Annotated in this window: 23 protein-coding genes; 16 read left to right on the top strand and 7 right to left on the bottom strand. The window is 70.1% G+C overall.

The window, feature by feature from the left end:
• Nucleotides 1-45 precede the first annotated feature (45 nt).
• Entirely contained in the window at nt 46-3,276 is a 3,231-nt protein-coding gene (locus tag ACIA1L_RS18980) for an efflux RND transporter permease subunit (RefSeq protein ID WP_396074124.1), read from the top strand.
• Nucleotides 3,277-3,346: 70 nt separating this feature from the next.
• Nucleotides 3,347-4,582 (top strand): MFS transporter, encoded by a 1,236-nt coding sequence (locus ACIA1L_RS18975; protein ID WP_396074123.1) that lies wholly within the window; start codon nt 3,347-3,349, stop codon nt 4,580-4,582.
• Here ACIA1L_RS18975 and ACIA1L_RS18970 read toward each other — a convergent pair.
• Entirely contained in the window at nt 4,579-5,040 is a 462-nt protein-coding gene (locus ACIA1L_RS18970; RefSeq protein ID WP_396074122.1) for a hypothetical protein, read from the bottom strand. The genes ACIA1L_RS18975 and ACIA1L_RS18970 overlap by 4 nt on opposite strands.
• 69 nt (nt 5,041-5,109) lie before the next feature.
• Here ACIA1L_RS18970 and thrB point away from each other — a divergent pair, with 69 nt between their 5' ends.
• From thrB to ACIA1L_RS18955, 3 genes are all read left to right on the top strand, one after another.
• Nucleotides 5,110-5,988, top strand: coding sequence for a homoserine kinase (gene thrB / locus ACIA1L_RS18965; RefSeq protein ID WP_396074121.1), 879 nt, complete (start codon nt 5,110-5,112; stop codon nt 5,986-5,988).
• 354 nt (nt 5,989-6,342) lie between these two features.
• A complete protein-coding gene (rho, locus tag ACIA1L_RS18960; protein ID WP_396074120.1) occupies nt 6,343-8,427 on the top strand; it encodes a transcription termination factor Rho in 2,085 nt (694 codons plus the stop codon).
• A 160-nt stretch (nt 8,428-8,587) separates the two neighbouring features.
• A complete protein-coding gene (locus tag ACIA1L_RS18955) occupies nt 8,588-9,739 on the top strand; it encodes a nitric oxide synthase oxygenase (protein ID WP_396074119.1) in 1,152 nt (383 codons plus the stop codon).
• On the opposite strand, the gene ACIA1L_RS18950 is transcribed toward ACIA1L_RS18955, so the two are convergent.
• From ACIA1L_RS18950 to ACIA1L_RS18940, 3 genes are read right to left on the bottom strand one after another with little or no spacing between them, the layout of a single operon-like run.
• Nucleotides 9,736-10,368, bottom strand: coding sequence for an RNA ligase family protein (locus ACIA1L_RS18950; protein WP_396074118.1), 633 nt, complete (start codon nt 10,366-10,368; stop codon nt 9,736-9,738). The two genes, ACIA1L_RS18955 and ACIA1L_RS18950, sit on opposite strands and share 4 nt — an antisense overlap.
• Complete coding sequence (locus ACIA1L_RS18945; RefSeq protein WP_396074117.1) at nt 10,368-11,264, bottom strand: AAA family ATPase; 897 nt, start codon at nt 11,262-11,264, stop codon at nt 10,368-10,370. The genes ACIA1L_RS18950 and ACIA1L_RS18945 overlap by 1 nt, the downstream gene beginning before the upstream one ends.
• On the bottom strand, nt 11,261-12,340 hold the full coding sequence (locus ACIA1L_RS18940) for an RNA ligase (protein ID WP_396074116.1): 1,080 nt from the start codon (nt 12,338-12,340) through the stop codon (nt 11,261-11,263). Before ACIA1L_RS18940 ends, ACIA1L_RS18945 begins: the two co-directional genes overlap by 4 nt.
• A 186-nt stretch (nt 12,341-12,526) precedes the next feature.
• Between ACIA1L_RS18940 and rpmE the strand changes: the two genes are divergently transcribed.
• Entirely contained in the window at nt 12,527-12,751 is a 225-nt protein-coding gene (rpmE, locus tag ACIA1L_RS18935) for a 50S ribosomal protein L31 (protein ID WP_396074115.1), read from the top strand.
• Nucleotides 12,752-12,817: 66 nt separating this feature from the next.
• Nucleotides 12,818-13,909 (top strand): peptide chain release factor 1, encoded by a 1,092-nt coding sequence (gene prfA / locus ACIA1L_RS18930; protein ID WP_396074114.1) that lies wholly within the window; start codon nt 12,818-12,820, stop codon nt 13,907-13,909.
• Here prfA and ACIA1L_RS18925 read toward each other — a convergent pair.
• Entirely contained in the window at nt 13,893-15,230 is a 1,338-nt protein-coding gene (locus ACIA1L_RS18925) for a PQQ-binding-like beta-propeller repeat protein (protein ID WP_396074113.1), read from the bottom strand. The genes prfA and ACIA1L_RS18925 overlap by 17 nt on opposite strands.
• A gap of 28 nt (nt 15,231-15,258) precedes the next feature.
• A complete protein-coding gene (locus tag ACIA1L_RS18920; RefSeq protein WP_396074112.1) occupies nt 15,259-16,764 on the bottom strand; it encodes a diguanylate cyclase domain-containing protein in 1,506 nt (501 codons plus the stop codon).
• 96 nt (nt 16,765-16,860) lie between these two features.
• On the opposite strand from ACIA1L_RS18920, the gene prmC reads away from it, so the two are divergent.
• The 4 genes from prmC to ACIA1L_RS18900 are packed head-to-tail and all read left to right on the top strand — an operon-like array spanning nt 16,861 to nt 19,976.
• Nucleotides 16,861-17,736 carry a peptide chain release factor N(5)-glutamine methyltransferase gene (gene prmC, locus ACIA1L_RS18915; protein WP_396074111.1) on the top strand — a complete coding sequence of 292 codons (876 nt, stop codon included), beginning with the start codon at nt 16,861-16,863 and terminating at the stop codon, nt 17,734-17,736.
• 37 nt (nt 17,737-17,773) lie between these two features.
• Entirely contained in the window at nt 17,774-18,418 is a 645-nt protein-coding gene (locus ACIA1L_RS18910; protein ID WP_396074470.1) for an L-threonylcarbamoyladenylate synthase, read from the top strand.
• Between the two features lie 2 nt (nt 18,419-18,420).
• Nucleotides 18,421-19,044: a phosphotyrosine protein phosphatase gene (locus tag ACIA1L_RS18905; RefSeq protein ID WP_396074110.1), complete on the top strand. Its 624-nt coding sequence runs from the start codon at nt 18,421-18,423 to the stop codon at nt 19,042-19,044.
• Nucleotides 19,041-19,976, top strand: a complete 936-nt coding sequence (locus ACIA1L_RS18900) for an L-threonylcarbamoyladenylate synthase (protein ID WP_396074109.1) — start codon at nt 19,041-19,043, stop codon at nt 19,974-19,976. Before ACIA1L_RS18905 ends, ACIA1L_RS18900 begins: the two co-directional genes overlap by 4 nt.
• A gap of 14 nt (nt 19,977-19,990) precedes the next feature.
• Here ACIA1L_RS18900 and ACIA1L_RS18895 read toward each other — a convergent pair whose 3' ends face one another.
• A complete protein-coding gene (locus ACIA1L_RS18895) occupies nt 19,991-21,502 on the bottom strand; it encodes an SDR family oxidoreductase (protein ID WP_396074108.1) in 1,512 nt (503 codons plus the stop codon).
• 81 nt (nt 21,503-21,583) lie between these two features.
• Between ACIA1L_RS18895 and glyA the strand changes: the two genes are divergently transcribed.
• From glyA to ACIA1L_RS18870, 5 genes are all read left to right on the top strand, one after another.
• A complete protein-coding gene (gene glyA / locus ACIA1L_RS18890; protein WP_396074107.1) occupies nt 21,584-22,873 on the top strand; it encodes a serine hydroxymethyltransferase in 1,290 nt (429 codons plus the stop codon).
• The gene (locus tag ACIA1L_RS18885; RefSeq protein WP_396074106.1) at nt 22,870-23,385 is read left to right on the top strand and encodes a hypothetical protein; all 516 of its coding nucleotides are present in this window, start codon (nt 22,870-22,872) and stop codon (nt 23,383-23,385) included. Before glyA ends, ACIA1L_RS18885 begins: the two co-directional genes overlap by 4 nt.
• Before the next feature lie 209 nt (nt 23,386-23,594).
• Nucleotides 23,595-23,828, top strand: coding sequence for a hypothetical protein (locus tag ACIA1L_RS18880; protein WP_396074105.1), 234 nt, complete (start codon nt 23,595-23,597; stop codon nt 23,826-23,828).
• Between the two features lie 14 nt (nt 23,829-23,842).
• Entirely contained in the window at nt 23,843-24,628 is a 786-nt protein-coding gene (gene atpB, locus ACIA1L_RS18875) for a F0F1 ATP synthase subunit A (RefSeq protein WP_396074104.1), read from the top strand.
• A 70-nt stretch (nt 24,629-24,698) separates the two neighbouring features.
• Entirely contained in the window at nt 24,699-24,941 is a 243-nt protein-coding gene (locus ACIA1L_RS18870) for a F0F1 ATP synthase subunit C (protein WP_396074103.1), read from the top strand.
• Nucleotides 24,942-24,949 lie beyond the last annotated feature (8 nt).

The raw sequence follows: 24,949 nt of genomic DNA, 5'->3' as shown, positions 1-24,949 counted from the left end.
GTCGGGCAAACTATATGCCTTGAACGAACTTTCCCGGGGGAGCGCATGTCATTCCTGACCAGGCTCAGTCTCGCTAGCCGGGGGCTGGTCGCCCTCATCGCGGTGGTGATCACCGGCTTCGGCATCTACGCCATACCGTCCCTGAAGCAACAGCTGCTGCCGTCGCTGGAGTTCCCCGGCGCGTTCATCGGCGTGGTCCTGCCCGGCGCCAGCCCGGAAATCATGGAACAGCAGGTCACGAAGCCGATCGAGGATGCGGTCAAGGGTGCGGACGGGCTGGACAGCATCACGTCGACCACCCGTGAGGGCTCGGCAACGATCGTCGTCCAGTACGAGTTCGGCACCGACCTCGACAACGCGATCAACCAGCTCACCACCTCGGTCAACCGGATCCAGCCGACGCTGCCCGACGACGTGCAGCCGACCATTTTCGCCGGCGGCACCGACGACATCCCGGCCATCGTGCTCGCCGCGACCGGCGGCTCCGACGAGTCCGACCTCGCGCGGCGGTTGCAGGAGAACGTCGTTCCCGAGCTGACCGCGATCGAAGGTGTCCGCGACGTTGTGGTCACCGGCACCCGCAGTGAGCAGGTCCTGATCAAGCCGGACCTGGCCAAGCTGGGCGCCGCCGGTGCCGACCCCCGGGCCATCGCCACGCTGTTGCAGGCCAACGGCATCTCCGTGCCGGCCGGTGCGCTCACCACGGACGGCCGTTCGCTGAGCGTGCAGGTCGGCACGCCGATCACCTCGGTCGAGCAACTCCGGGACCTCTACCTCACCGGCAGCAAAGGCCCGGTCAAGCTGGGGTCCGTCGCCACCGTCACCAGCGAGCTCGCCACGGCAACTTCCTTCACGCGTACGGACGGGGTCGAGAGCCTGGGTGTCGCGGTCACCGCCGCGCCCGACGGCAACGCGGTCGCGATCTCGCACGCGGTGCGCGACAAACTCGCCGAGATCGAGGCCGCTTCCGGAGCCAAGCTGACGGTCATCACCGACCAGGCGCCGTTCGTGGAACGGTCCATCGAGAGCCTGACCACCGAAGGCCTGCTCGGCCTGGTCATGGCCGTCATCGTCATCCTGGTCTTCCTCCTGTCCGTGCGGTCCACGCTGGTTACCGCGGTGTCCATCCCGCTGTCGGTGCTGATCGCGCTGATCGGGCTGTGGATCGGCGACTACTCGCTCAACCTGCTCACCCTGGGCGCGCTGACCATCGCGGTCGGCCGGGTCGTGGACGACTCCATCGTCGTGCTCGAGAACATCAAACGACATCTGGGGTACGGCGAAGCGAAGGTGCACGCCATCACGACCGGCGTGAAGGAGGTCTCCGGTGCGGTGACCGCCTCGACGCTGACCACGGTGGCCGTCTTCGCCCCGATCGCACTCGTCGGCGGCTTCGTGGGGCAGCTGTTCGCCCCGTTCGCCATTACCGTCACGGTCGCGCTGCTGGCCTCGCTGTTCGTGTCGCTGACCGTCGTGCCCGTGTTGGCGTACTGGTTCCTGAGGCCCGCGGCCGGTGGCAGTGAGTCCGAGGCGATCCGGCTCGCCGCCGCGGAGAAGGAGCTGCGCAGCCCGTTGCAGCGGGCGTACCTGCCGATCATCCGTTGGGTCACCCGCAGCCGCGGCACCCGCTGGGCCACCGTCGGGCTGGGCGTCCTCGTGCTGATCGGCACGATGGGGCTGGCCAGTCAGCTCAAGACGAACTTCCTCGACGAGTCCGGTCAGGACACCATCACGGTCACCCAGGATCTGCCGGTCGGCACCAGCCTCGCGGTCACCAACGACGCGGCCAAGAAAGTGGAGGCCGTGCTGGCGGCCCGCAGCGACGTCGAGACCTACCAGGTGACCGTCGGCAACGGCGAGTTCAACCCGTTCGTCGGTTCCGGCGGGGCCAGCGGTGCCAGCTTCAACGTGGCGCTCAAGGAAGACGCCGACGCGGTCGAGATCTCCGACGCACTGCGGGAGCAGTTCAAGGGCATGACCGGCGCCGGAGACATCACGGTCGGCGGGGACAACGGCACCGGCTTCAACGCCAACGAGCTTGCGGTCGTCGTGAAGGCCACCGACCAGAAGGCCCTCACCGAGGCGACCAAGCTGGTGCAGGAGGCGATGGCCGGCACCAAGGACGTCACCGACGTGACCACGTCGCTGGCGGCGAGCGTGCCGCGCTTCGAGGTGGTCGTGAACCGCGAGGCGGCCGCCCGCCGGGGCCTGACCGAGGCTGCTGTCGGTCAGGCGGTCGCCGGATCGTTCCGGTCGGCTCCGGCCGGCAAGATCACCGTCGACGGCACGAGCCGGGATGTGGTCGTGACGCTGGGCGCTCCGCCCGCCGACGCCGACGCGCTGCGCAAGCTGCCGATCTCGACGCCGACCGGCCAGCCCGTGTCCCTGGACACCGTCGCGGAAGTCAAGGAGGTCGCGGGTCCCGAGGAGGTCACCCGGATCGACGGCAACCGCAGTGTCACCGTCAAGGGCACGGCGACCGGTTCAGACGTCGGTGCGACCACACAGGACCTGACGAAGCGCATCGACGCCCTCAAGCTGCCGGCGGGGGCGGAGGCCACCATCGGCGGCGTCAGCCAGGACCAGGCTGAGGCGTTCGCCGACCTCGGGCTGGCCGTCCTCGCCGCCATCGCGATCGTCTTCATCATCATGGTGGCGACGTTCCGCAGCCTGCTGCAGCCGTTGCTGCTGCTGATCTCGATCCCGTTCGCGGCGACCGGTGCGATCGCCCTGCTGCTCGCGACCGGCACTCCGCTGGGCGTGCCCGCCCTGATCGGCGTCCTGATGCTGGTCGGCATCGTGGTCACCAACGCGATCGTGCTGATGGACCTGATCAACCACTACCGGGTTGCGGGCATGGGCGTGCAGGAAGCCGTCATCGAGGGTGGGCGGCACCGCCTGCGCCCGATCCTCATGACGGCGATCGCTACCATCTTCGCGCTGGTACCGATGGCTATGGGCCTCACCGGCGAGGGTGGCTTCATCTCGCAGCCGCTGGCCGTCGTCGTCATCGGCGGCCTGGTGAGTTCCACGCTGCTGACGCTGGTGCTGGTGCCCGCCCTCTACACGATGGTGGAGAACACCAAGCTCAAGGGCCGCGAGCGCCGGGAACGGCGGCGGGCGCGCAAGGCCGTCGACGATGCGGGTGGCACCGCCGAGCAGCCCGCGCCGGGCGAAGCCGGTAAGCACGCCGCAGACAGGCCGGATGCGCCCGGGGCCAGCACCGTCCCGGTGCCGGACTCCAGCGGCGGCGCGCACGAGGCACCGGCACGCTAGGCGGCGCCGTCCCGCACTGACACACCGGCCGTCCCGGGTCCACTCGGGGCGGCCGGTACTGTTCGCGTACGTGGCAACTCCGCTCTCGGTCCTTACCCGCAACCGCGACTTTCGTCGGTTGTTCTTTGCCGAACTGGTCGTCTTCGGCGCCGACTGGTTCGTCATGGTGCCGCTGCTCGTGCTGCTGCCCGAGCTGACCGGCAGCGGGATGTGGGGCGCGCTCGTGCTCGCCGCCGACACCGGCATCACCGCGGTGCTGCTGCCGTACGCGGGCACCGTCGCCGACCGCAGCGACCGCCGCACGATCCTGATTGTCGCCAACCTGGCGGCCCTGGTCGCCACTTTGGGGCTGTTCGTGGTGCAGTCGGCGGCGACGGCACCGCTCGCCCTCGTCGCGATCGGGGCGGTCGCGGTAGCCAAGGCGTTCTATTCGCCGGCGGCGTCGGCGGCACTGCCGAATGTGGTGGACCCGGCGGATCTCGCGGCGGCGAACACGATCGCCGGGTCGGCGTGGGGCACGATGACGATCGTCGGTGCCTCGCTGGGCGGCATCATGAGCAGCGCGTTCGGGCCGTACGTGAGCTTCGGGGTGGCCGCCGCCGGCCTGCTGGCCGCGGCCGTGCTGACGGTCTTGATCCGCCGCCCGTTGCAGGCGCCGCGCGACGCTTCGGTGCCGGCGGCGCGCACCTGGCACGCGCTGATCGAGGCGCTGCGCTACATCGGCGCGCGGCCGCGGATCCGGGCGCTGGTGACAGTGAAGTCCGCGGTCGGGCTGGGCAACGGAGTGCTCACGGTCTTTCCGCTGCTCGCCGGCCACTACGGCGTCGGCTCGTTCGGTGCGGGACTGCTCTTCGCGCTGCGGGGGGCCGGGGCGCTGGTGGGACCGCTGGTGATGCGTCCGGTGCTGAATCACCGCACGTGGCTGCTGCCCGGCTTGGCCCTGTCCATGAGTCTGTACGGCCTGAGCTACCTCGGCGTGGCGCTGGCGCCCTGGTTCCCGCTGGTCTGCGCGCTGGTCTTCGTGGCGCACTTCGCGGGTGGATCGAACTGGGTGCTGTCGAACTACGCCTTGCAGGGCGAGGTGCCGGACCGGCTGCGTGGTCGGGTCTTCGCGACGGACATGATGCTGGCGACCCTGGCGATCTCCCTGAGCCAGCTCGGCGCGGCTTTCTTCGTGGACCACGTCGACCTGCGGATCATCCTGGCCACCTGTGCTTCGATCACGCTGCTCTATGCGATCGGCTGGCGGATCGCGACCCGCAGCCTGTCCCTGGCCGAACCAGTCGAGTCCAGCGTCGCGTCCTAAGAGCCAGGCGGCGGGGGTAGGGGCGCCGAGGCTCCGGGCTGCGGCTGGTAGGGCGCCTGGTGCTGCGGTGGGAAGCCCTGGTGCTGCGGTGGGAAGCCCTGGTGCGGGGGAGCGAAGGGCCGGCCCGGATCGGTGGCCGGCCCGCGGGTGACCACAGCGGCGATGAGCAGGGCGATGCCCACCGTCAACAGCAGCGAGACGACGAGGCCCGACCCGGTCAGCAGGAACTGGTAGTCGGAGCGGCTCCGGACGGCCCGGAAGAGCTGGGGCAGCACCAGAATCCACAGCGTGTTGACCACCTGACCGGCGATGAGCGCGCTCAACCCCAGCCGGGCCAGCAGTGCGCTGCGTGCGCTGAGCCGGTCGCGGCGCATCGCGATCATGATGAAGCCGGTGATCAGGACGGCAAGGATGGGGAGCTGGGGCAGGATGCTCGCGAGCGTGTATCCGAAGCTCATGCGGTGACCGTAGTGCAGGGGTCCGACACGCGATGCCCCACACGGTTGATCAACGCCTAGCATGGTGCGATGGGCCTGACCTTCGTCGCCGAGCCGGTCCGGGTGCGGACCCCCGCCACCAGCGCCAACCTCGGCCCCGGTTTCGACGCTGTGGGCCTTGCGCTCGGCCTGCACGACGACCTGACCGCCCGGGTCACCGACTCGGGCTGCACCGTCTCGATTTCCGGCGAGGGCGCCGGTGACCTGCCCGCCGACGAGTCTCACCTGGTCGTTCGGGCGATGCTGCGGACCTTCGACGAGCTGGGCAGCCGGCCGGCCGGTGTCGCCGTGGAATGCGTCAACCGGATCCCGCAGGCCCGGGGGCTGGGGTCCTCGTCAGCGGCGATCGTGGGGGGAGTGCTGCTCGCCCGGGCGCTGGCCGGCGGCGAGCTGCCCGCGGCCGACGCGTTGCGGATCGCCGCCGAGCTGGAGGGCCACCCGGACAACGTCGCGCCCTGCCTGTACGGCGGGTTCACCATCGCCTGGACCGAGAGTTCCGGGGCGCGGGCCGTGCGGTTGGGGGCGGCTGCGGGCGTACATCCGACGATTTTTGTTCCGCAGGAACGGGGCCTGACCTCGACGGCGCGGGCCGCGCTGCCGGCGGCCGTGCCCCATGGCGACGCCGCGTTCAATGCCGGTCGTGCGGCGTTGCTCGTGCATGCGCTGACCGCCGAGCCGGAGCTCTTGTTCGCGGCGACCGAGGATCGGCTTCATCAGGGTTATCGGGCCGAGGGCATGCCCGGGACGGCCGCGCTGGTGGCGGCTCTCCGGGAGCGTGGTGTGGCTGCTGTGGTCAGTGGGGCAGGGCCGACAGTGTTGGCATTGAGCCCGGTTCCGGGGGATTTCCGACCCGGCGCGGCGTGGCGCGCCGAGACGTTGAGCGTGGATGTCGCCGGAGCCCTTGCTTGAGGGAGTATGGTGGAACACGCCAAGCGGGACCCTGTTGCCGCAGGTCGTCAGAGTTGACTACGCTCAGGACCTAGCACAGCCGCGAAGCAAGCGATCTCTGCGGTTCGGCGCGCACCCCCGAGACTTATGCCGATCTGGCTCGTCTCAATTTTCTTCGAGGCACACGCCGGGCAGCAGACCTTCAGATCGCTGCACTCGCCGAGACCTATCCGTCACTGACAGACGGGTCGGGAAACCGTCGAGCTGCCGTGCTGCAAACTCCCGCGCCGCAGTTGCGAAGCGGGTTCCGAGGGCACCCGGCCCCAGGCTGCTGCACCACCCGGGTGATCTTGGCTTTTCGACGGAAGGAATCCATTGAGCGACACCACCGACGTGACGTCGGGTGCTTCTGACGTCGCTGACGGCGCCACCACCGCGGCTGTCACCAAGCGCCGCCGCGGCGGCACCGGGCTGTCCGCGATGCTGCTGCCCGAGTTGCAGAGCCTCGCCGCCTCCCTCGGCATTTCCGGCACCGCCCGGATGCGTAAGGGCGAGCTGATCACCGCGATCTCGGAGCGGCAGGGTGGCGGGGCTTCGGCCGCCGCGCCGGCCGCCGAGAGCACCCCGCGCCCACGCCGCAGTAACGGTGCCGCCGCGGCATCGGCCGATGTCGCTCCGGCGCGGGCCGAGTCCGCTCCGACCGCCTCCGCACCGGCCGCTGCGGTCGAATCCACCCCGGCTCCGGCGGTCCAGCAGTCCGCCCTGGCAGCCCAGGCCGCGGCCGCCGCTCCGGCGACCGAGCAGCCGGCCGCGACCGAGCAGGCCGAGCCCGAGCAGGGCCGGCGCAGCCGCCGCGACCGCACCGAGCGCGCCGACCGGCAGGACCGCACCGAGCGCCAGGAGCGCACAGACCGGCAGGACCGGACAGACCGGGCAGACCGCGCCGAGTCCGAGACCGCTGAGGGTGGCGAGCGCGCCGAGCGCACCGACCGGCCCGAGCGCACCCGGGACCGGCAGCGCGGCAACCAGCAGCGGACTGAGGGCGGTGACCGGGGCGACCGCAATGACCGCGGTGACCGTAACGACCGCGGTGACCGTAATGACCGTGGTGACCGCAACGACCGCGGCCCGCGGGGCGACAATGGTCCGCGCAACGACAGCCAGGACGACGACGACAACGAAAACGGCGAGGGCGGTCGGCGCAGCCGGCGCAGCCGCTTCCGGGACCGTCGTCGGGGTCGCGACCGGGACGGCGAGGGCGGCGGCCGCGAGAGCGGTGGCCGGGACGGCGGCGGCCGCGAGCCGCACGTCAACGAGGACGACGTCCTCGTGCCGGTGGCCGGCATCCTCGATGTGCTCGACAACTACGCGTTTGTCCGGACCACCGGCTACCTCTCCGGCCCGAACGACGTCTATGTGTCGATGTCGCAGGTCAAGAAGCACGGGCTGCGCCGCGGTGACGCGGTCACCGGCGCCGTGCGGGCCGCTGCCCGCGAGGGCGGTGGCGACCAGCGCCGCGACAAGTACAACCCGCTGGTGCGGCTGGACACCATCAACGGGATGGAGCCCGAGGAGGCCCGGCGCCGCCCCGAGTTCTACAAGCTCACCCCGCTCTATCCGCAGGAGCGCCTGCGCTTGGAGACCGAGGCGCACATCCTGACCACGCGCGTCATCGACCTGGTGATGCCGCTCGGCAAGGGCCAGCGCGCCCTGATCGTCTCGCCGCCGAAGGCCGGTAAGACGATGGTGTTGCAGGCGATCGCCAACGCGATCACCCACAACAACCCCGAGTGCCACCTGATGGTCGTGCTGGTCGACGAGCGGCCCGAAGAGGTCACCGACATGCAGCGCTCGGTGAAGGGCGAGGTCATCGCGGCCACGTTCGACCGGCCGCCGCAGGACCACACCACGGTCGCCGAGCTGGCCATCGAGCGGGCCAAGCGCCTGGTCGAGCTGGGCCACGACGTGGTCGTGCTGCTCGACTCGGTGACCCGGCTCGGCCGGTCGTACAACCTGGCGGCACCGGCCTCCGGCCGCATCATGTCCGGTGGTATCGACTCGACCGCGCTCTACCCGCCGAAGCGGTTCCTCGGTGCGGCGCGCAACATCGAGAACGGTGGCTCGCTCACCATTCTCGCGACCGCGCTGGTGGAGACGGGCTCGATGATGGACACCGTCATCTTCGAGGAGTTCAAGGGCACCGGTAACGCCGAGCTCAAGCTGGACCGGAAGATCGCCGACAAGCGGACCTTCCCGGCCGTGGACGTCTCGGCCTCCGGCACCCGTAAGGAAGAGATCCTGCTCGGCAAGGAAGAGCTGGCGATCGTCCACAAGCTCCGCAAGGTGCTCAGCTCACTGGAATCCGGTGCGGCTCTGGACCTGTTGCTCGACCGGCTCAAGCAGTCCCGCACCAACATCGAGTTCCTGATGCAGATCGCGAAGTCGGCGCCCGGAGAATGAGTAATTTTCCCGACTCATTTTAAGTAACGGTTAATAGCATCGCAAAAGGGGCGGTCACCGCGAGGTGACCGCCCCTTTGTCGCACAACGAGTGCGTTTCGCCTCGTCAGGGGTCGTGCGAACCTCCGGTATCACCTACTCGATCTGGGGGTGGGCGCGCGATGATCGTGCCTGGTTACCGGGACAATCCGCCGGCACGGTGGGACCCGATCGCGCCGGTCGACCCCGGCGAAGCGGAGGACTTCCTCCGTCAGTGCTACCTGGAAAACCCGCGGCTCGGCCCGGTCGAACCGCGGCTCGCCATCGTCCGCGCGCAGATCGCCGCCACCGGCAGCTACGTGCACACCACCGACGAGCTTTCGTACGGCGCCAAAATGGCCTGGCGCAACTCGAGCCGGTGCATCGGCCGCCTCTACTGGCGCAGCCTCGTCGTCCTCGACCGTCGCCGCGCCCGTACCGCCGACGAGATCTTCGCGTTGCTGGTGCACCACCTGCTCGCCGCCGGCGGAGGGCAGCAGGGCGGCAAGATCCGCCCGGTGATCAGCATCTTCGCGGCGGCGCAGCCGGGCCAGCCGTACGCGCGGATCTGGAACGAACAGCTCGTGCGCTACGCCGGCTACCGCACCGCCGCTGGCGTGGTGGGCGACCCGCGGCAGGCCGACTTCACCGCCGCCATGCAGGGTTACGGCTGGCGCGGCAAAGGCGACGCGTTCGACATCCTCCCGCTGGCTGTGGAGATTCCCGGCGAGCCGGTCCGCCTCTACGAGCTGCCGGAGCGCGCCGTCCTCGAGGTGCCGATCACGCATCCCGAGTTCGGCTGGTTCGCCGAGCTGGGTCTGCGCTGGCATGCGGTCCCGGCCATCTCCAACATGCGCCTCACCATCGGCGGCGTGAACTACCCGCTGGCACCCTTCAACGGCTGGTACATGGGCAGCGAGATCGGCGCCCGCAACTTCGCCGACAAGGACCGATACCACCTGCTGCCGGCGGTCGCCGCGCGGATGGGCCTGGACACCAGTAGCGAGTCGACGTTGTGGCGGGACCGGGCGCTGGTCGAGCTCAACCGGGCGGTGCTGTGGTCGTACGAGAAGGCGGGCGTGCGGATCAGCGACCATCACACCGAGTCGCAGCGCTTCATGACGCACCTGAGCAACGAGGAGAAAGCGGGTCGAAAGGTGCCGGCCGACTGGACGTGGATCGTGCCGCCGATCTCCGGGGGCATCACGCCGGTGTTCCACCGCTACTACGAGGAGTTGGACCTGCGGCCGAACTTCTATCCGCTGGAACAGGGCTGCCCGTATTCGAGCAACTAGGCGAACTCGTTGATGGCGAAGTCGTCGCGGTGGCGCCAGTCGGCTTGGGTGCGGACGTGGTCTTCGCGTACCCATTTGAGGAGCTTGACCGCAAATTCATCGGCTGGGATGCGGCCGGCGCTGCGCACCACGAAGCCCTCGGACGTTTCCGTCGTGTGTTTCTGCGACCACGCGGCCCGGGCTTCGCTGAGGCTGCCGCCGCGGTAGAGGACCGGGACGACCGGCAGTTCCAGGCGTTGCGCCCAGTCCACCGTGTCGTCCCAGCCGAGCAGTGTGCGGGTCTCGTCCCAGATGCCGAAGACGATGAAGACGCCGGGCAGGTCCCGGTAGGCGATGCTGCGGCGGGCCCACATCGACTCGCCGCAGACCCGCCAGTTGTCCGGGATCCGGTACGACGTCATCGCCCACAGCGCTTTCGCGGGTCGATCCCAGGGCTGGGTGCCGGAGTCGACGCTGCGGGCGTACATGGCGTCGCGGGTGAAGGTGAGGTTGCCGCCGTCGAGTTTCTCGGTGACGACGAGCTCACCATCCAACCAGGACAGATCCGGTTGCACTTTGTCGTCGGCGGAGGCGCCCGGTGAGTCGGGCAGGTGGAAAGTCCGCGGATACTTTTCCGCCTGCCCGCTCATCAGAAGTCCCCCTCCGCCACCTGGAACACGGTCAGCCCCAGCTCGCGCCACATGCGCACGACCTGCTGCCGGTCGTCGAAGACGCCGACGACGCGCCAGCGGTCCCGGATCTCGGTGTCGAAGATCTCCCGCTTGACGATCGCGTCCTTCCGCGAGTCGCCTTCGGGCCGCATGAAGAGTCCTTCGTACGGCACGTTGACGTAAAGGTCCAGCCAGGCCTCGGTCTCCGGTCGGCACACCGCGTCTCGGCCGGAGCAGAACACGATGGCGTGCCCGGCCGCGTGCATGGCCCGTACCGCCGTGATGACGGCCGGGTTGGGCAGGTCGGAGCCGACCCGGCCCCAGTCGAACGGGCTGCGGCCGGCCATCAGCGCGACCGTGCCGTCGATGTCGACCAGCACGACCGGCGGCAGGTCCGGGTCCGGCTCGTAGACCAGGCCGGGCCCGCCGGGGTCCACCCACGGCACGGGCAGCGGCAGGTTCTTGCCTGCCAGATACCGCTCGTGCATGCGCCGGATCGGCGCTTCGCCAACCCGGTCGTCCGTCGCCCGCTCGGCGTCACGACGGACGCATTCCTCCACGGGTACGTCGGTGAAGTCGTGCACCTCGAAGGTCGCTTGGAAGCGTGCGGCGAGCTCGGCCCACTCGCGGACTGTCTTGTTGCGCAGGTTGGTGTCGTCGACGATGACGTCGCTGCGGGACCGCAGCAGCGCCTCGACGGCGGCCCGCTGTGCCTGGGTCACCTGGGCTTCGGCGCGCTGGGTGAACAGTCGTTCGCCGTGCAGCATCCGGCGCAGGTCGTCGCGGTTGACCCGGACGACCTGCGGTTGCAGCTTGCGCGCGAACGTCGTCTTGCCGGAGGCGGGCAGCCCACGGGTGATCAGCAGTCTGGTCATTGGTCACTCTCCTGGCTTCCGCCGGGGGTCACGTCACCGGCCGGCTTGGCGAGCTGCCACAGGCCGGGCCGGTAATCCTTGTTGTCGAGCCGCAGGAACAGGGCTCCGCGGTGCTCGCTGCGCACGGCGTGGGCGGCGAACTCGCGCCGTCCCCAGCCATCGGGCAGGGCGCTGACGATTGCCGCGAACTCCCGTTCCACCTGGGCGGCCAGCGCGTCGACGGCCGCCACGAGCTCGGCGGCGACCTCGCGGACCCACGCGTGGAATTCGTCGGGCAGGGGAGCCGTCAGCGCGTCCAGGTCGCCGCCCGCCGCCAAAACCTCCCATACCGTACGGGCGGTGAGGCCGGTGACGAGTTTGTGCAGCCGGACGTACTCGGCGTACTTGATCTTGACCCGCTCGTCGGTGTCGAGCAGGTGCACGACCAGACCCTCGCGCCCGTCCCGGGGCTCGGCGGCGAGCGCTTCGGCGAAGGTCGCGTACCCGAAGGAGTCGACCCGCGGGCCCGGCCATCCCGGCACGTCCGCCGGGCCGAAGGTGCGCCCGGTGGCGATGTCGACGGCACCCAGCAGCACCAGATCGTCCAGCCCGGCGTAGTCGAGCACGATCCTGTTGTCCGGGTAGATGATCTCCACCAGCACCGTCAGGCCTTCGGGCGGCGTGAAGTCCGGATAGCGGGCCCGCAGCACCTCGGTCGCGTGCAGCGCCTGCGTCGACGCGAACGAACCCCGGGTCGCCACCGCGAGCAGGTCGCCATCGCGATAGATGATGCCGAGCGAGCCGTCCGCCTTGTCGGTCACCGCCACCGGGGCGTCCGGGCGCAGTGCCGGCGCGTGACCCTCGGTGTGGTTGAAGAACTTCGGCAGCGGTCGAGCGAGGATCTTGCCGGTCGTCGGGTCCACCACGAGGCCGCGGCAAGCCAGCGTCACCGGAGTCCACGCGGCCGCGTACTGGCAGGACTCGGTGTAGTTGTAGATCACGTACGGACGCGAGGGGTGGCGCTGCGTCCGGACGTGCCCGTTTTCGACCGCAGCGGTCAGTTCGACCGGGTCGAGGACGTCGGCGAGCAGCGTCATAGCGGTTCCTTTCCTCGGCGGGAATGCCTTGAGGGCCGCTCACGTTATCGACCACGGACCAGGAAACGCCTCCTGATTTTCGGTTGGGGTCTGTGACATGGCAGACTGGTCCATCGGCCAGCAAAGGTTCCGGTTCACGTCCGTGCGGGCGACCCGGCGACCGTCATCGAGAGAGACCGAGAAGACATGAAGAGCGGAATCCACCCGGAGTACACCTCGACCGAGGTCGTGTGCTCCTGCGGCAGCACCTTCACGACTCGCAGCACCGCCAAGGGCGGCGAGATCCGCGTCGAGACCTGCAGCGCCTGCCACCCCTTCTACACGGGCAAGCAGCGCGTGCTGGACACCGCGGGCCGGGTCGCCAAGTTCCAGGCGAAGTACGCCAAGATCAACGCCGGCAAGAAGAAATAATTGCCTCCACGGCGCCCGGTTCCGCGACTCGCGGGGCCGGGCGCCGTTGGTATGTGAGGGGACACCGTGAGCAACGACCGGCTGACCACGCTGCTGAACGAGTACGCGCAGCTCGAAAAGCAGATGGAGGACCCCTCCATCCATTCCGACCAGGCCCTGGTGCGCCGGGTCGGGCGCCGCTTCGCCGAGCTGGCGCCGCTCTTCGCCGCCCACACCGAGCTCGAGGCCGCCCGCGCCGACCTGGCCGCCGCCAAAGAGCTCGCCGCCGAGGACCCGTCCTTCGCCGGTGAGGTCGAGGCGGTCGCCGCCACCCTCCCGCCGCTCGAGGAGAAGCTCGGCGAAATGCTGATCCCCCGGGATCCGCACGACGCCAAGGACGTCATCGTCGAGATCAAAGCCGGCGAAGGCGGCCAGGAATCCGCCCTGTTCGCGGGCGACCTGCTGCGCATGTACACCCGGTACGCCGAGCGCCGCGGCTGGACCGTCGAAGTCATCGACGCGCAGGACTCCGACCTCGGTGGCGTCAAAGACGTGTCGGTGGCCGTCAAGACCAAGGGCGTACCCGAGGGTGGACACGGCGTCTGGTCCCGGCTCAAGTGGGAGGGCGGCGTCCACCGCGTCCAGCGGGTGCCCGTCACCGAGTCGCAGGGCCGCATCCACACCTCCGCCGCCGGCGTGCTCGTCCTGCCCGAGGCGGAAGACGTCGACGTGCAGATCGAGGCGAACGACCTGCGGATCGACGTGTTCCGGTCGTCCGGGCCCGGCGGCCAGTCGGTCAACACCACCGACTCCGCCGTGCGGATCACCCACCTGCCCACCGGCACGGTGGTGAGTTGCCAGAACGAGAAGAGCCAACTGCAGAACCGGGAGTCGGCGATGCGCATTCTGCGCTCCCGGCTGCTCGCCCAGGCCCAGGAGGAGGCAGACGCCGCCGCCTCCGACTCCCGCAAAGCCCAGGTCCGTACGGTCGACCGGTCCGAGCGGATCCGCACCTACAACTTCCCGCAGAACCGGATCACCGACCACCGGATCGGCTACACCGCGTACAACCTGGATCTGGCGCTGGGCGGCGAGCTCGACGGCGTGCTCGACGCGCTCGCCGAAGCCGACCGGGCCGCCCGGCTCGCCGGTGAGTCGGAGATCAGCCGACGTCCGTGACCATGAGGCGAGCGTCGGCGCTGAGACAGACCAGCAGGTCACCGGAGCTGGAACAGCTGTAGTCCTGGACCAGCGGGACCGTGCCGCGCAGGAACACCTGGCCGGTCTCGTCGACCTCGCTGACCGACGTCCGGCCCGGCGGCTCCCAGGCACGGTTCAGCAGGAGGCGCGCGCGTCCCGGTGGACGGAAGTCCCACACCATGACGCCGGTGCCCAAATCCGCAAAGCGGCGCCCGGTCCGGCCGTCCACCAGCGCCTGCCGGGACCCTTCGCTGGTGTCGTTGGCAACCAGGATCGTGGTCCCGCCCATCGGCATGCCGCTGATCTGCCCGGGCGAGGTCCAGCGCAGCTCACCCGTCTCCCGGTCGTAGCCGGCGACCCCGTCCGTCCCGTTGATGCAGAGCACGGGCCCGCAACCGAAGTAGCCGCCGTACGAGCGCCCCTCGATCTGCCACTTCCGGCGCATCGTCTCCGTGTCGTACGCCGCCAGCGTGCCCTCTTCCCGCACCACCGTCTCCAGATAGAGCGTGTGGCCGTCGACGGAGAGGTTGGAGTACGAATCCTCGCGCTGTCCCTGCCCCATCCAGGGCACCTTGCCGCGTGCGACGATCCGGCCATCTGCCAGGTCGTGGGTCTGGGCTTTTCCCTGCTTGTCGACGGTGACCAGGCGGTCGGTGCCGGTCGACGGGCTGATGCCGCCGCTCATCCAGCTCTCCAAACCCTCGCCTTGCTGAGACCACAGCCGCTTGCCGTCGCTCAGCTGCACCACGGTCAGGGTCGTGACCGTGTTGCCCTCGGCATTCCAGTCGATGAGCAGCACTCGCCCGTCGCCCAGCGGAAAGAACTCGCCCGGAAGCCGCCAGCGCACGACTCCGGTGGCGGCGTCCACGCCGACAGTCTCCGTGGTGAACTGCCGGAAGCCCTGGTCATTCATCGGTGCCTGAGTGTCGGCGCCCGGCATCAGCAGCACCCCGGACTCGACCGGCCCCACCCAGGACGCGCGGCCCAGTTCCTTGCTGGACCAGCGCACCTCGCCGTCCCGGGCGCCGAACGCGGTCAGCACGCTCTGCGCGGAGTCCAGCACGTAAATCAGGTCCGGCCCCATCGCCAAGGTGTGGCTGCCCTCCTGGAACGGCACGCTCCACAGCTGGCGAAGACCGTGTGACTCGGGCCGCGCCGACCCGGTCAGGCCCAGCACGCAGAGCGCCACGACCACCGCCACCAGCACCCGTCGGACATCGGCAAGCCGTACCGGCCGCCGGGGCTGCTCGGTCGGTTCCTCCGGATGATCAGTGACGAGCCCCAGCTCGATGACGCTCATGTCGATGAGCGTAAAACAGGCCCGACGATCAGGCGGGCCTGCGGCGGCCCGCCGCGTCGGCGAGTGCGGCGCTGAGCCCGTGCAGGTGGGCGCCGACCTCGGACCAGCCGGCGGCCAGGCCGATCGGAGTGCCCGGCACCAACACCTGCCAGTTCTCCCCGGCCGCGGCGGCGCTGATCCGCCGGGACACCTCGGCCGCCTGGGCCGCCCCGGCGCCGGGCAGCACCACGACGAACTCGTCGCCGGCAAAGCGGGCCACGAAGTCGCCGCGACGCATGACCCGGTTCAGCACGCCCGCGATGCGCTGCAGGACCAGGTCGCCGCAGTGCCGGCCGTGTCGGGCGTTGACCGCGCTGAAACCGATCAGGTCACAGACACCGATCGCCGCGCGCTCGCCCCGGGCCAGCATCGCCGCCACGTAGCGCTCGAGCTGACGGCGGTTGGGCAGGCCGGTGAGCGGATCGGTCAGGGTCTCATCGCCGTACCGGGCGGCGTCGCGGTGCGTCTCCTGGGTGTCGAGGCGGGCCGACACCCCGTCCAGGTAGCCGTCGCGGAGTCGGTCGATGCGCTGGGCGGCGAGGCGGAAGGCGTACCGGTCGGCGCGGTGTGCGGCCTCATGATCGCCCGCCGCGGCGTGGCAGATGCTGCGCAGGCGGGCCGGTTCGGCGGGTCCCAGGATCTCCTGCGACACCGGCACGGCATCGAGTTGGCGCAGCGCGTCCGCGGGCTGGCCGGCCGCGATGGCTAAGCACACCCCGCCGAGGTGGCGCAGGTCCCGGGAGCGGACGCTATCGCCCCCGCCGGTGAACAGGCTGGCGACGTCGGTGTTCGTGCTCTCGCCCAGCGCGGCGCGGCGGGCCAGGGCGTAGCCGTACACCGGGCGGCTGCTCGGGCGCAGCCGGGCGTCGGCGCCGGTGGCGACATACCGGGTGAGCTCGGTGTCGATGTCACGCAGCACCCGCAGACAGCCGTCCGTGTCGCCCTGGTGGTCGAGGGCCACCGCGTTGCGCAACCGGATGCCGGGGGCCGCGAACAGCTCCTCCGCCATCCCGGCCGCCGCGCCGACCTGGCGGGCCTGCTCGATCGCGGTCAGCGCGTGGCCGTGAAAACCCAGATAGGAATACGCCATCGCCAGGTCATGCCAGCCCCACGCGGTCTCCGAATCGCCGTCCGGCACGGCAGCGAGCGCACGCGAAGCCTGGACGAGGTGGGTGACGCCGCGGTCGAGCGCCCGCTGCAGGTGGGCACCGAGCGCCGCGAAGGCGTGCATCTGACCCCGCAGATAGGGATCGGAGGACTCGTGCACCGCGTTGGACGCCACCGTCATCGCGGTGGCGAACTCGGCGACCCGCCCCAGATTGATCAGCGCACCGAACCGTTGCACCAGCGCGTACGCCCGGGTCAGCGGGTCGCCGGTCAGCTCGAGAACCTTGTCGAGCAGCGGCAGCGCCTCGGCGGACCGGCCGCCCTGCTGGAGCTCGCCGGCGCGGCGCAGGTCGTCGACACAGTCCGGGAGCTGGTCCAACCAGGTCATGGCATGGCTACGGGCATCGAGGATCTCCTGCCGGCGTCGTTTATCGATCGATGACCCGGCCGGTCACCGCCGTGGACGACGTTCCATGATTATGCCGTGACAGTCGCGCACGAACACCCCTCCGAAGGCACGGAACGGACGAGGTTGGCACCCGTTCTCGCCGAGGCCACCGCCCAGCTAGCCGCGGCGGGGGTCGCATCACCGCGCGTCGATGCCGAACTGCTTGCCGCGCACGTCCTCGGCGTCGGGCGCGGGCGGCTGTTGCTCGTGGACACCGTGCGGCTTGCGGAGCGGGACCGGCTCGCCGAATTGGTGGCTCGGCGGGCGGACCGGATCCCGCTGCAACACCTGCTCGGCACGGCCGCCTTCCGCCATCTGGAGCTGGCAGTCGGCGACGGTGTCTTTGTGCCGCGCCCCGAAACGGAACTGTTGGCCGGCTGGGGCATCGAGCACACCACGCCGGGCGCCACGGTGGTCGATCTGTGCAGCGGCAGCGGTGCCCTCGCGTTGGCGGTGGATGACGAGGCCCGGCCGGGTCGGGTCCTGGCCGTCGAACGGTCACCCGCCGCGCTGGTCTGGCTGCGCCGCAACACTGCCGACCGGCCCCGCGTCGAGGTGGTCGAGGGCGACGTCACCGACCCCGACCTGCTTGCCGACCTGCGGGGCACGGTCGATGTCGTGCTGTGCAACCCGCCGTACGTGCCGGACGCCACCGAGGTGCCGCCCGAGGTCGCCGACCACGACCCGGCCATGGCCGTCTTCGGCGGCGCCGACGGGCTCGACGTGATCCGGCCGGTGATCGCCCTCGCCGCCGGTCTGCTGCGACCCGGCGGGTTCCTGGGGATCGAACACGACGACGTGCACGGCGACGCGGTGCCGGACCTGCTGCACGCCGACGGTCGGTTCACGGAGGCCACCGGCCATCCGGACCTCACCGGGCGGCCCCGGTTTGCGACTGCCCGGCGGGCCTGACAGGCACCGTGGGCACCATGGCAGACTGCATCTCGTGATGCTCTACGACTGCCGTGCCGTGTCCGAGCGCGACCGCGGCATCGCCGCCGCCGTGGAGGCGGCCAAGAGCGGTGAACTGATCGTCATGCCGACCGACACGGTCTATGGCATCGGCGCGGACGCCTTCACCCCGCACGCGGTCAACGCGCTGCAGAACGCCCGCGGCGTCGACCGCCGGGTGGCGCCGCCGGTGCTGGTCGGTTCCCGGCACACCCTGGACGGCCTGGTCTATTCGCTGCCCAAGGCGGCCCGGGAGCTGGCTGACGCGTTCTGGCCCGGTGCGCTCACCATCCTGGTGGAGCACTCGCCGAGCCTGCAGTGGGACCTCGGCGACACCGGCGGCCGGGTAGCCGTCCGGATGCCGCTGCACCCGGTCGCCCTCGAAGTCCTGCGCGAGGTCGGCCCGATGGCGGTCACCACCGCCAACAAGGTCGGGCAGCCCGCCCCACTCACCGCCGAAGACGCCCGCGACCAGCTTGAGTACGCCGTCCGCGTCTACCTGGAGGCCGGGGGAGCGCACGACCCGGCGCCCAGCACGATCGTCGACGTCACCGGCGCCGTCCCCCGGGTGTTGCGCGACGGTGCGATCGCGTTCGAGAAACTGCGCGACGTCGTGCCGGACATCCTGGCCGCGGGTTCCTGACCGTGCCACCGTTCACCGTCCTGCACGTCTGCCTGGGCAACATCTGCCGGTCCCCGATGGCCGAGCGCCTGCTGGCGCTGGCCGTGACACAGCGGCTCGGCAAGCTCGACCCGGACGCCGACCCGGACGACCTGCTGCGTAGCGTCAGCGCGGGCATGGGCGGCTGGCACGCCGGCGAGGAGATGAACCCGCCGGCGGCACGGCAGCTCCGGCTGCGCGGCGGCAACACCGACGGGTTCGCGGCCCGCAAACTGAGCGCCCCGCACCTCGCGGAGGCGGGCTTGATCCTCACCGCCACCGGGGAGCAGGTCGGACTGGTCGGCGACCTGCTGCCCGACGCCGCCGGCCGTACGTTCGTCCTGGGTCATTTCGGCCGGCTGGTGCGGCAGATGGACCTCGCCGCGTTGCCCCCGGCCGGGACCGAGCCGGACGTGTTCGCTGCCCGGGCTGCCGCCGTGGTCGCTGCGGCAAACCAGCTGCGCGTGAAGGTGGAGCCGCTGCCCACCGACGATGTGGACGACCCGTGGGGCCGTGGCGATCAGACCTTCCAGCGCGTCGCGGACGAGATCGACGACACGATGGCACTGCTGGTGGCGGCCCTCCTGCCTGGCCCGGAGGCGGCGTGATCGTCCGCGCGGACGCTGCGGGGGTCCGCCGCGCCGCCGAGTTGCTGCGTGCCGGCTCAGTGGTCGCCTTCCCCACCGAAACCGTGTACGGCCTCGGCGCCGACGCCTTCTCGCCCACCGCGGTCGGCGAGATCTACCGGCTGAAGAACCGGCCGTCCTGGAACCCGCTGATCGTGCACGTGGCCGACGTGGCTGCTGCCCGCAAGCTGGCCGACCCGTGGCCGGCGGTGGCCGACGAGCTGGCGGCAGCGTTCTGGCCTGGACCGCTGACGCTGGTGGTTCGCCGAGCCCCGCACCTCACGCAGGTGGGCGCCGACACCGGCACGATCGCGATCCGGGTGCCCGCCCACGACGTCGCCCTTCGCCTCCTCGCCGCCACCGACCTACCCCTCGCCGCCCCGAGCGCCAACCGTTCGGAGAGCATCTCTCCGACGACCGCGGAGCACGTGCTGCGCAGCCTGCCGGAGGTCCCGCTGGTGCTGGACGGCGGCCCGGCGTCCTGGGGCATCGAGTCCACCGTCCTGGACGTGACCGGCGAGGTGCCGCGCCTGCTGCGCCCCGGCGCCCTCGGCCTGCGCGAAATCCGGGAGGTGACCGGCGCGCTCGCCCTGCCCAATGAGGTGGCTGACGGCTCAGCCCGACCATCCCCGGGCATGAGTCGCCGCCACTACGCTCCCCGCGCCAAACTGATCCTGGTCGACGAGGTGGACCCCGCATCGGTCGACGACTCGGTAGGCGTCCTGACCTACGAGACCGCAGCGATCCCCGGGGCCGAGATCCTCAGTGCAGATCCGCGCGAGTACGCCGCCGACCTCTATGCCGCCCTGCACCGCTTGGACGACGCGGGGATGAGCACGATCCTGGTGCGTACGCCGCCGCCGACCGAGGAGTGGCTGGCGATCCGCGACCGTCTATCACGCGCAGCCGCCTGAAACGTTGGACGGTGCTAGCTGTTCGGGCGGGACTCGTGGGGGACAGTGACGGCGCTCTTGTCGGGTGGGACGGAGCTGCGCGCCTGCTGCGCGCCGCGGGCGATGTTGCGGGCCATGCCACTGAAGATGACGCCGTGGAAGGGCAGCACGCTCGCCCAGTAGGCGTGCCCAGCTAGCCCGCGCGGCACGAACAGTGCCCGCTGCCGGTAGACGCTCGTGCCGTCCGGGCCGGCCGACGCCGACATTTCCAGCCAGGCACGGCCCGGCACGCGCATCTCGGCGCGGAGGCGCAGCAGCTCACCGGGCCGGATCTCCTCGACCCGCCACCAGTCCAGAGCCTCGCCGACGTACAGCCGGTGGCGGTCGCGGCGGCCCCGGCGGAGGCCCACCCCGCCGACCAGGCGGTCGAGCCAGCCGCGGATCGACCAGGCGAGCGGGAACGAGTACCAGCCGTTGTCGCCGCCGACGCCCTCGATGATGCGCCACAGGGCGTCCACCGGGGCGTCGACCTCGCGGCAGCGGACGTCGGTGTAGATCGTGCCGCCGGACCAGGTCGGGTCGCTGGGCAGCGGTTCGGCCGCCGCGTCGCCGCCGGAGGCGTTGGACCAGCGCGTCTCGACCTCGGCGTCCCGGATCTTGCCCAGGGCGAGCCGAACCGCCTCGTCGAAACCGATGGGCTGCTCGGGTACGTACTCGGCGATGTCGTTCTCGTGCGCGAACGCCTCGTGGATCAGGCTGCCGACCAGCGGGCGGGCAATGGCGTTGGGGACCGGGGTGATGGCACCGACCCAGTGCGCGGACAGCCACGGACTCAACGGGCGCAGCGGCACGATGACCCGCCGGCGCAGGCCCGCGACCTTTGCGTAGCGCTGCATCATCTCGGCGTAGGTGAGAACATCCGGCCCGCCCACGTCGAAACCGCGGTTGACCTCGGGCGGCAGTTCGGCGGCCGCGATCAGGTAGCGCAGCACATCGCGCACGGCGATCGGCTGGATGCGGTTGCGCACCCAGCGCGGCGTCACCATGACCGGCAGGCGCTCGGTCAGGTAGCGCAGCATCTCGAACGACGCCGAGCCGGAGCCGATGATCACGGGCGCCCGCAGGACGGCGGTCGGGACGCCACTGTCGAGCAGGATGCGGGCGACCTCCGCGCGGGAGCGTAGGTGCGCTGACGGCTTCTCATCCTCCGGCGGCTCGGGACCGCCGAGATAGACGATCCTGCTGACCCCTTTTTGGTAAGCGGCCCGCGCGAAGTTGGTGGCCGCCTCCCGGTCCCGGCGCTCGAAGTCGCGCTGGCCGAGCGAGTGCACGAGGAAGTAGGCCACGTCGATGCCCTCGAGGGCTGGGCCGAGCGACGAAGGGTCAGACAGATCGCCCTCGACGATCTCGGCCTGGGATGCCCAGGGCACGTCGCGGAGTCGGGCCGCACTGCGGGAGAGAGCGCGGACATCGTGCCCCGCGGCGATGAGCCGGGGGGCCAGACGGCCGCCGATGTAGCCGGTGGCACCGGTGACCAGACAGCGCATAACCCACACAGTGCCCCAGGCGCGGCCGGATAAGCCATATGCTCGTATTCCGGCGGTGCCGCCGACCTGAGGGAGCGCGCCATGGACACGTTCTGGGGTCCCGACTTCTCCGCGCTGCGGCGCGAAGACCCCGAGATCGCCGAGGTGATCCTGGGTGAGCTCGAGCGCCAGCGCGAAGGACTCCAGCTCATCGCGAGCGAGAACTTCACGTCCCCGGCCGTGCTGGCCGCGCTCGGCTCCACCCTGACCAACAAGTACGCGGAGGGCTATCCCGGACGGCGCTACTACGGCGGCTGCGCTGAGGTCGACCGAGCCGAGGAGCTGGCCGTCGAACGGGCGAAGGAGCTCTTCGGCGCGGAGCACGCCAACGTCCAGCCGCACTCCGGCGCCTCCGCGAACATGGCCGCGTACGCCGCCCTCGTGCAGCCCGGCGACCCGGTGCTGGCGATGGACCTGCCGCACGGCGGCCACCTCACCCACGGCAGCAAGGTCAACTTCTCGGGGAAGTGGTTCCACCCCATCGCCTACCACGTCCGCGAGGACACCGAGCTGATCGACTACGACGAGGTGCGTGACCTCGCCCTCGCCCATCGGCCCAAGCTGATCGTCTGCGGCGCCACCGCGTACCCGCGGCTCATCGACTTCAAGGCGTTCCGGGACATCGCCGACGAGGTGGGCGCCTACCTGATGGTCGACGCCGCGCACTTCATCGGGCTGGTGGCCGGGCGGGCGGTGCCGTCGCCCGTACCGTATGCCGACGTGGTGTCCTGCACCACCCACAAGGTGCTCCGCGGGCCGCGAGGCGGCATGATTCTCTGCCGTGACAGTCTCGCCGCGCGGATCGACAAGGCCGTTTTCCCGTTCACCCAGGGCGGGCCGCTGATGCACGCCGTCGCCGCGAAGGCCGTCGCGCTGCGCGAGGCCGCACTGCCCGACTACCAGACGTACGCCCAGCAGGTCGTGCGGAACGCCCAGGCGCTGGCCGCCGGGCTCGCCGCCGAGGGCATGCGTCCCGTCTCCGGTGGCACCGACACCCACCTCGCCCTGCTCGACCTCCGCGATCTGGGAGTCACCGGCAGCGACGCCGAGGCCCGCTGCGACCGGGCGCGGATCACGCTCAACAAGAACGCCATCCCGTTCGACCCGGAGAAGCCGATGACCGCCTCCGGGATCCGGGTCGGCACGCCCAGCGTCACCACACAGGGCATGCGCGAGGGGGAGATGCGACAGATCGCCGGGCTCATCGCCTTGGCCGTCCGCGCCGACCCGACAACGGCCGGGGGAACGGGCGCGCTGCGCGAGGTCGCTGACGAGGTGGGTGCGTTGGTCCAGCGCTTTCCCGCGTACGCGAAAGAGAGCGTGCCGGCATGACGGAGCCGAAGCGTGCCGCCGAGCGTGAGGACGTCGTTCCCGAGCAGCGTGGTGACTGGGACCACCTGGTCGTGGAGGAAGACGAAGAGGACCGGGAACCGCTGCCGGATCTCCCGCCGCTGCCCGCTGATCCACGGTGGAAGACCGCGCATCTGCCGTTTCTCACGGCGTTCTCGTTCGCGCTGATGATGTGCGCGGCCTCGGTGGGCTTCTTCGCCGAGGGAGCGCCTGCGGCGGTCGGCGCGGCGGCCGGAGTCATGATCGTGACGATCAGCTACACGATGTCGACGCTCGTGCTGGCCTGGGCGGACACCGTCCGACCCGCGCTGATCATGCCGCTGGGAATCATCACATACGTGGTGAAGTATTCATTGTTCGGCGTGATCCTGGCATTTGTGGTCTCCTCGGAGTGGACGGGTCGCTCCGCGCTCGGTTGGGGCGTCGTCGCCGGAGTGATGGGCTGGACGGCCGTACAGATTTGGTGGGTCGCCGGACTGGCCCGCCGAAAGTGATCTAGAGCACCGGAGTCGTGCCTCGTCAGCATGCCTTTCGTGGGTTTTGATCCACGAATCGGTGACGGGAGGGCGGCAAGGGTGTCCGGTTCTCGCGGAGGGGGAGTACCGTTCCTGGCTAGTTGCGAGACCTCCGACGCCTGGACAACTGCGGTTGTGCGGGGGGTCCCGCTTAGCTTCGCGTTCCTGACTGATATCTTCATGCCGTCATGGCCGGTCAGAAACCCCCCAACGAATCCCCCGGTGACAGCCCGGAAACCCCGCCCGACACGGGCATGGGCATGACGGCAGTCACCTATCTCTTCGCGGGCATGTTGGTCTGGGGTGGGATCGGCTGGCTGGTCGACCACTGGGTCGGTACCAAAGGCATCTTCGCCGGAATCGGCGCGGTCGTCGGTATCGGTGGTGGTGTCTACCTCATCGTGCGCCGCCTCGGCGCCTGACAGGAAGGGCTACGGTGATCGGTCAGTCGACGGTCCTCGCAGCGGAGTTCCCGCCCAGTGTCGAGGACTTCTACCTGCCCAGCCTCTACCCGTGGGGCGGCACGTCCCCCTGGTTCACCAAGATCACTCTCCTGGTCTGGGTTGCCGTCGCGCTCATCATCGTGTTCTTCCTGGTGTCCAACCGGAAGCCGAAGCTCGTTCCCACCAAGAAGCAGTGGATGGCGGAAAGCGCCTACGGCTTCGTGCGGAACAACATCGCGATCGAGATGATCGGGCCGAAGGGTGTGGCCTTCGCGCCGTACCTGACGACGCTGTTCTGCTTCATCCTGATGATGAACCTGTTCGGCATCGTGCCGCTGATTCAGATCTCGCCGAGCTCGCACATCGCGTTCCCGGCGATCCTCGCGGTCATCAGCTACGTCATGTTCATCTACGTCGGCATGCGTCACCACGGCGGCTTGAAGTACTTCAAGCACGCGCTGATCCCGCCGGCGCCGTGGTTCATCCTGCCGTTGCTGATTCCGATCGAGTTCTTCTCGAACTTCCTGGTCCGCCCGTTCTCGCTGGCGGTCCGACTTTTCGCCAACATGTTCGCCGGCCACATGCTGCTGCTGGTGTTCACGCTCGGCGGCTTCGCAATGATCAACGCGAATGCCTGGCTGGCTCCGGTCTCGGTGCTGTCCTGGCTGCTCACCGTGGCGCTGACCATGCTCGAGTTCTTGGTCATCTGCCTCCAGGCCTACGTTTTCACCGTGCTGACCGCGAGCTACGTCCAGGGCGCGCTCGCCGACGAGCACTGAAAGCTGTTGGAGTTCCAACCCGTTTGTCGTCCCGCGTGAATGCCACGCGAGATACCAGGAGGAATTAGTAATGGGTGTTGACATTCTTGCCGCCGTTGAGGGCAGCACCGCCGCCATCGGCTACGGCCTTGCGGCCATCGGCCCCGGCATCGGTGTCGGCCTGGTCTTCTCGGCCTACATCCAGTCGACCGCGCGTCAGCCGGAGTCTTCCCGTCTGACCCTGCCGTACGTCTGGATCGGCTTCGCCGTTATCGAGGCGCTGGCGCTGCTCGGCATCGCGTTCGGCTTCATCTGGCAGGGCCAGCTCGCCTAATTTCCGGC

Source organism: Actinoplanes sp. NPDC051859 (assembly GCF_044452725.1).
In the GTDB taxonomy this organism is placed as follows: Bacteria; Actinomycetota; Actinomycetes; order Mycobacteriales; family Micromonosporaceae; genus Actinoplanes.
Note: the sequence above shows the minus strand (reverse complement) of the source record. Positions and strands in the feature narration are given on the sequence as shown.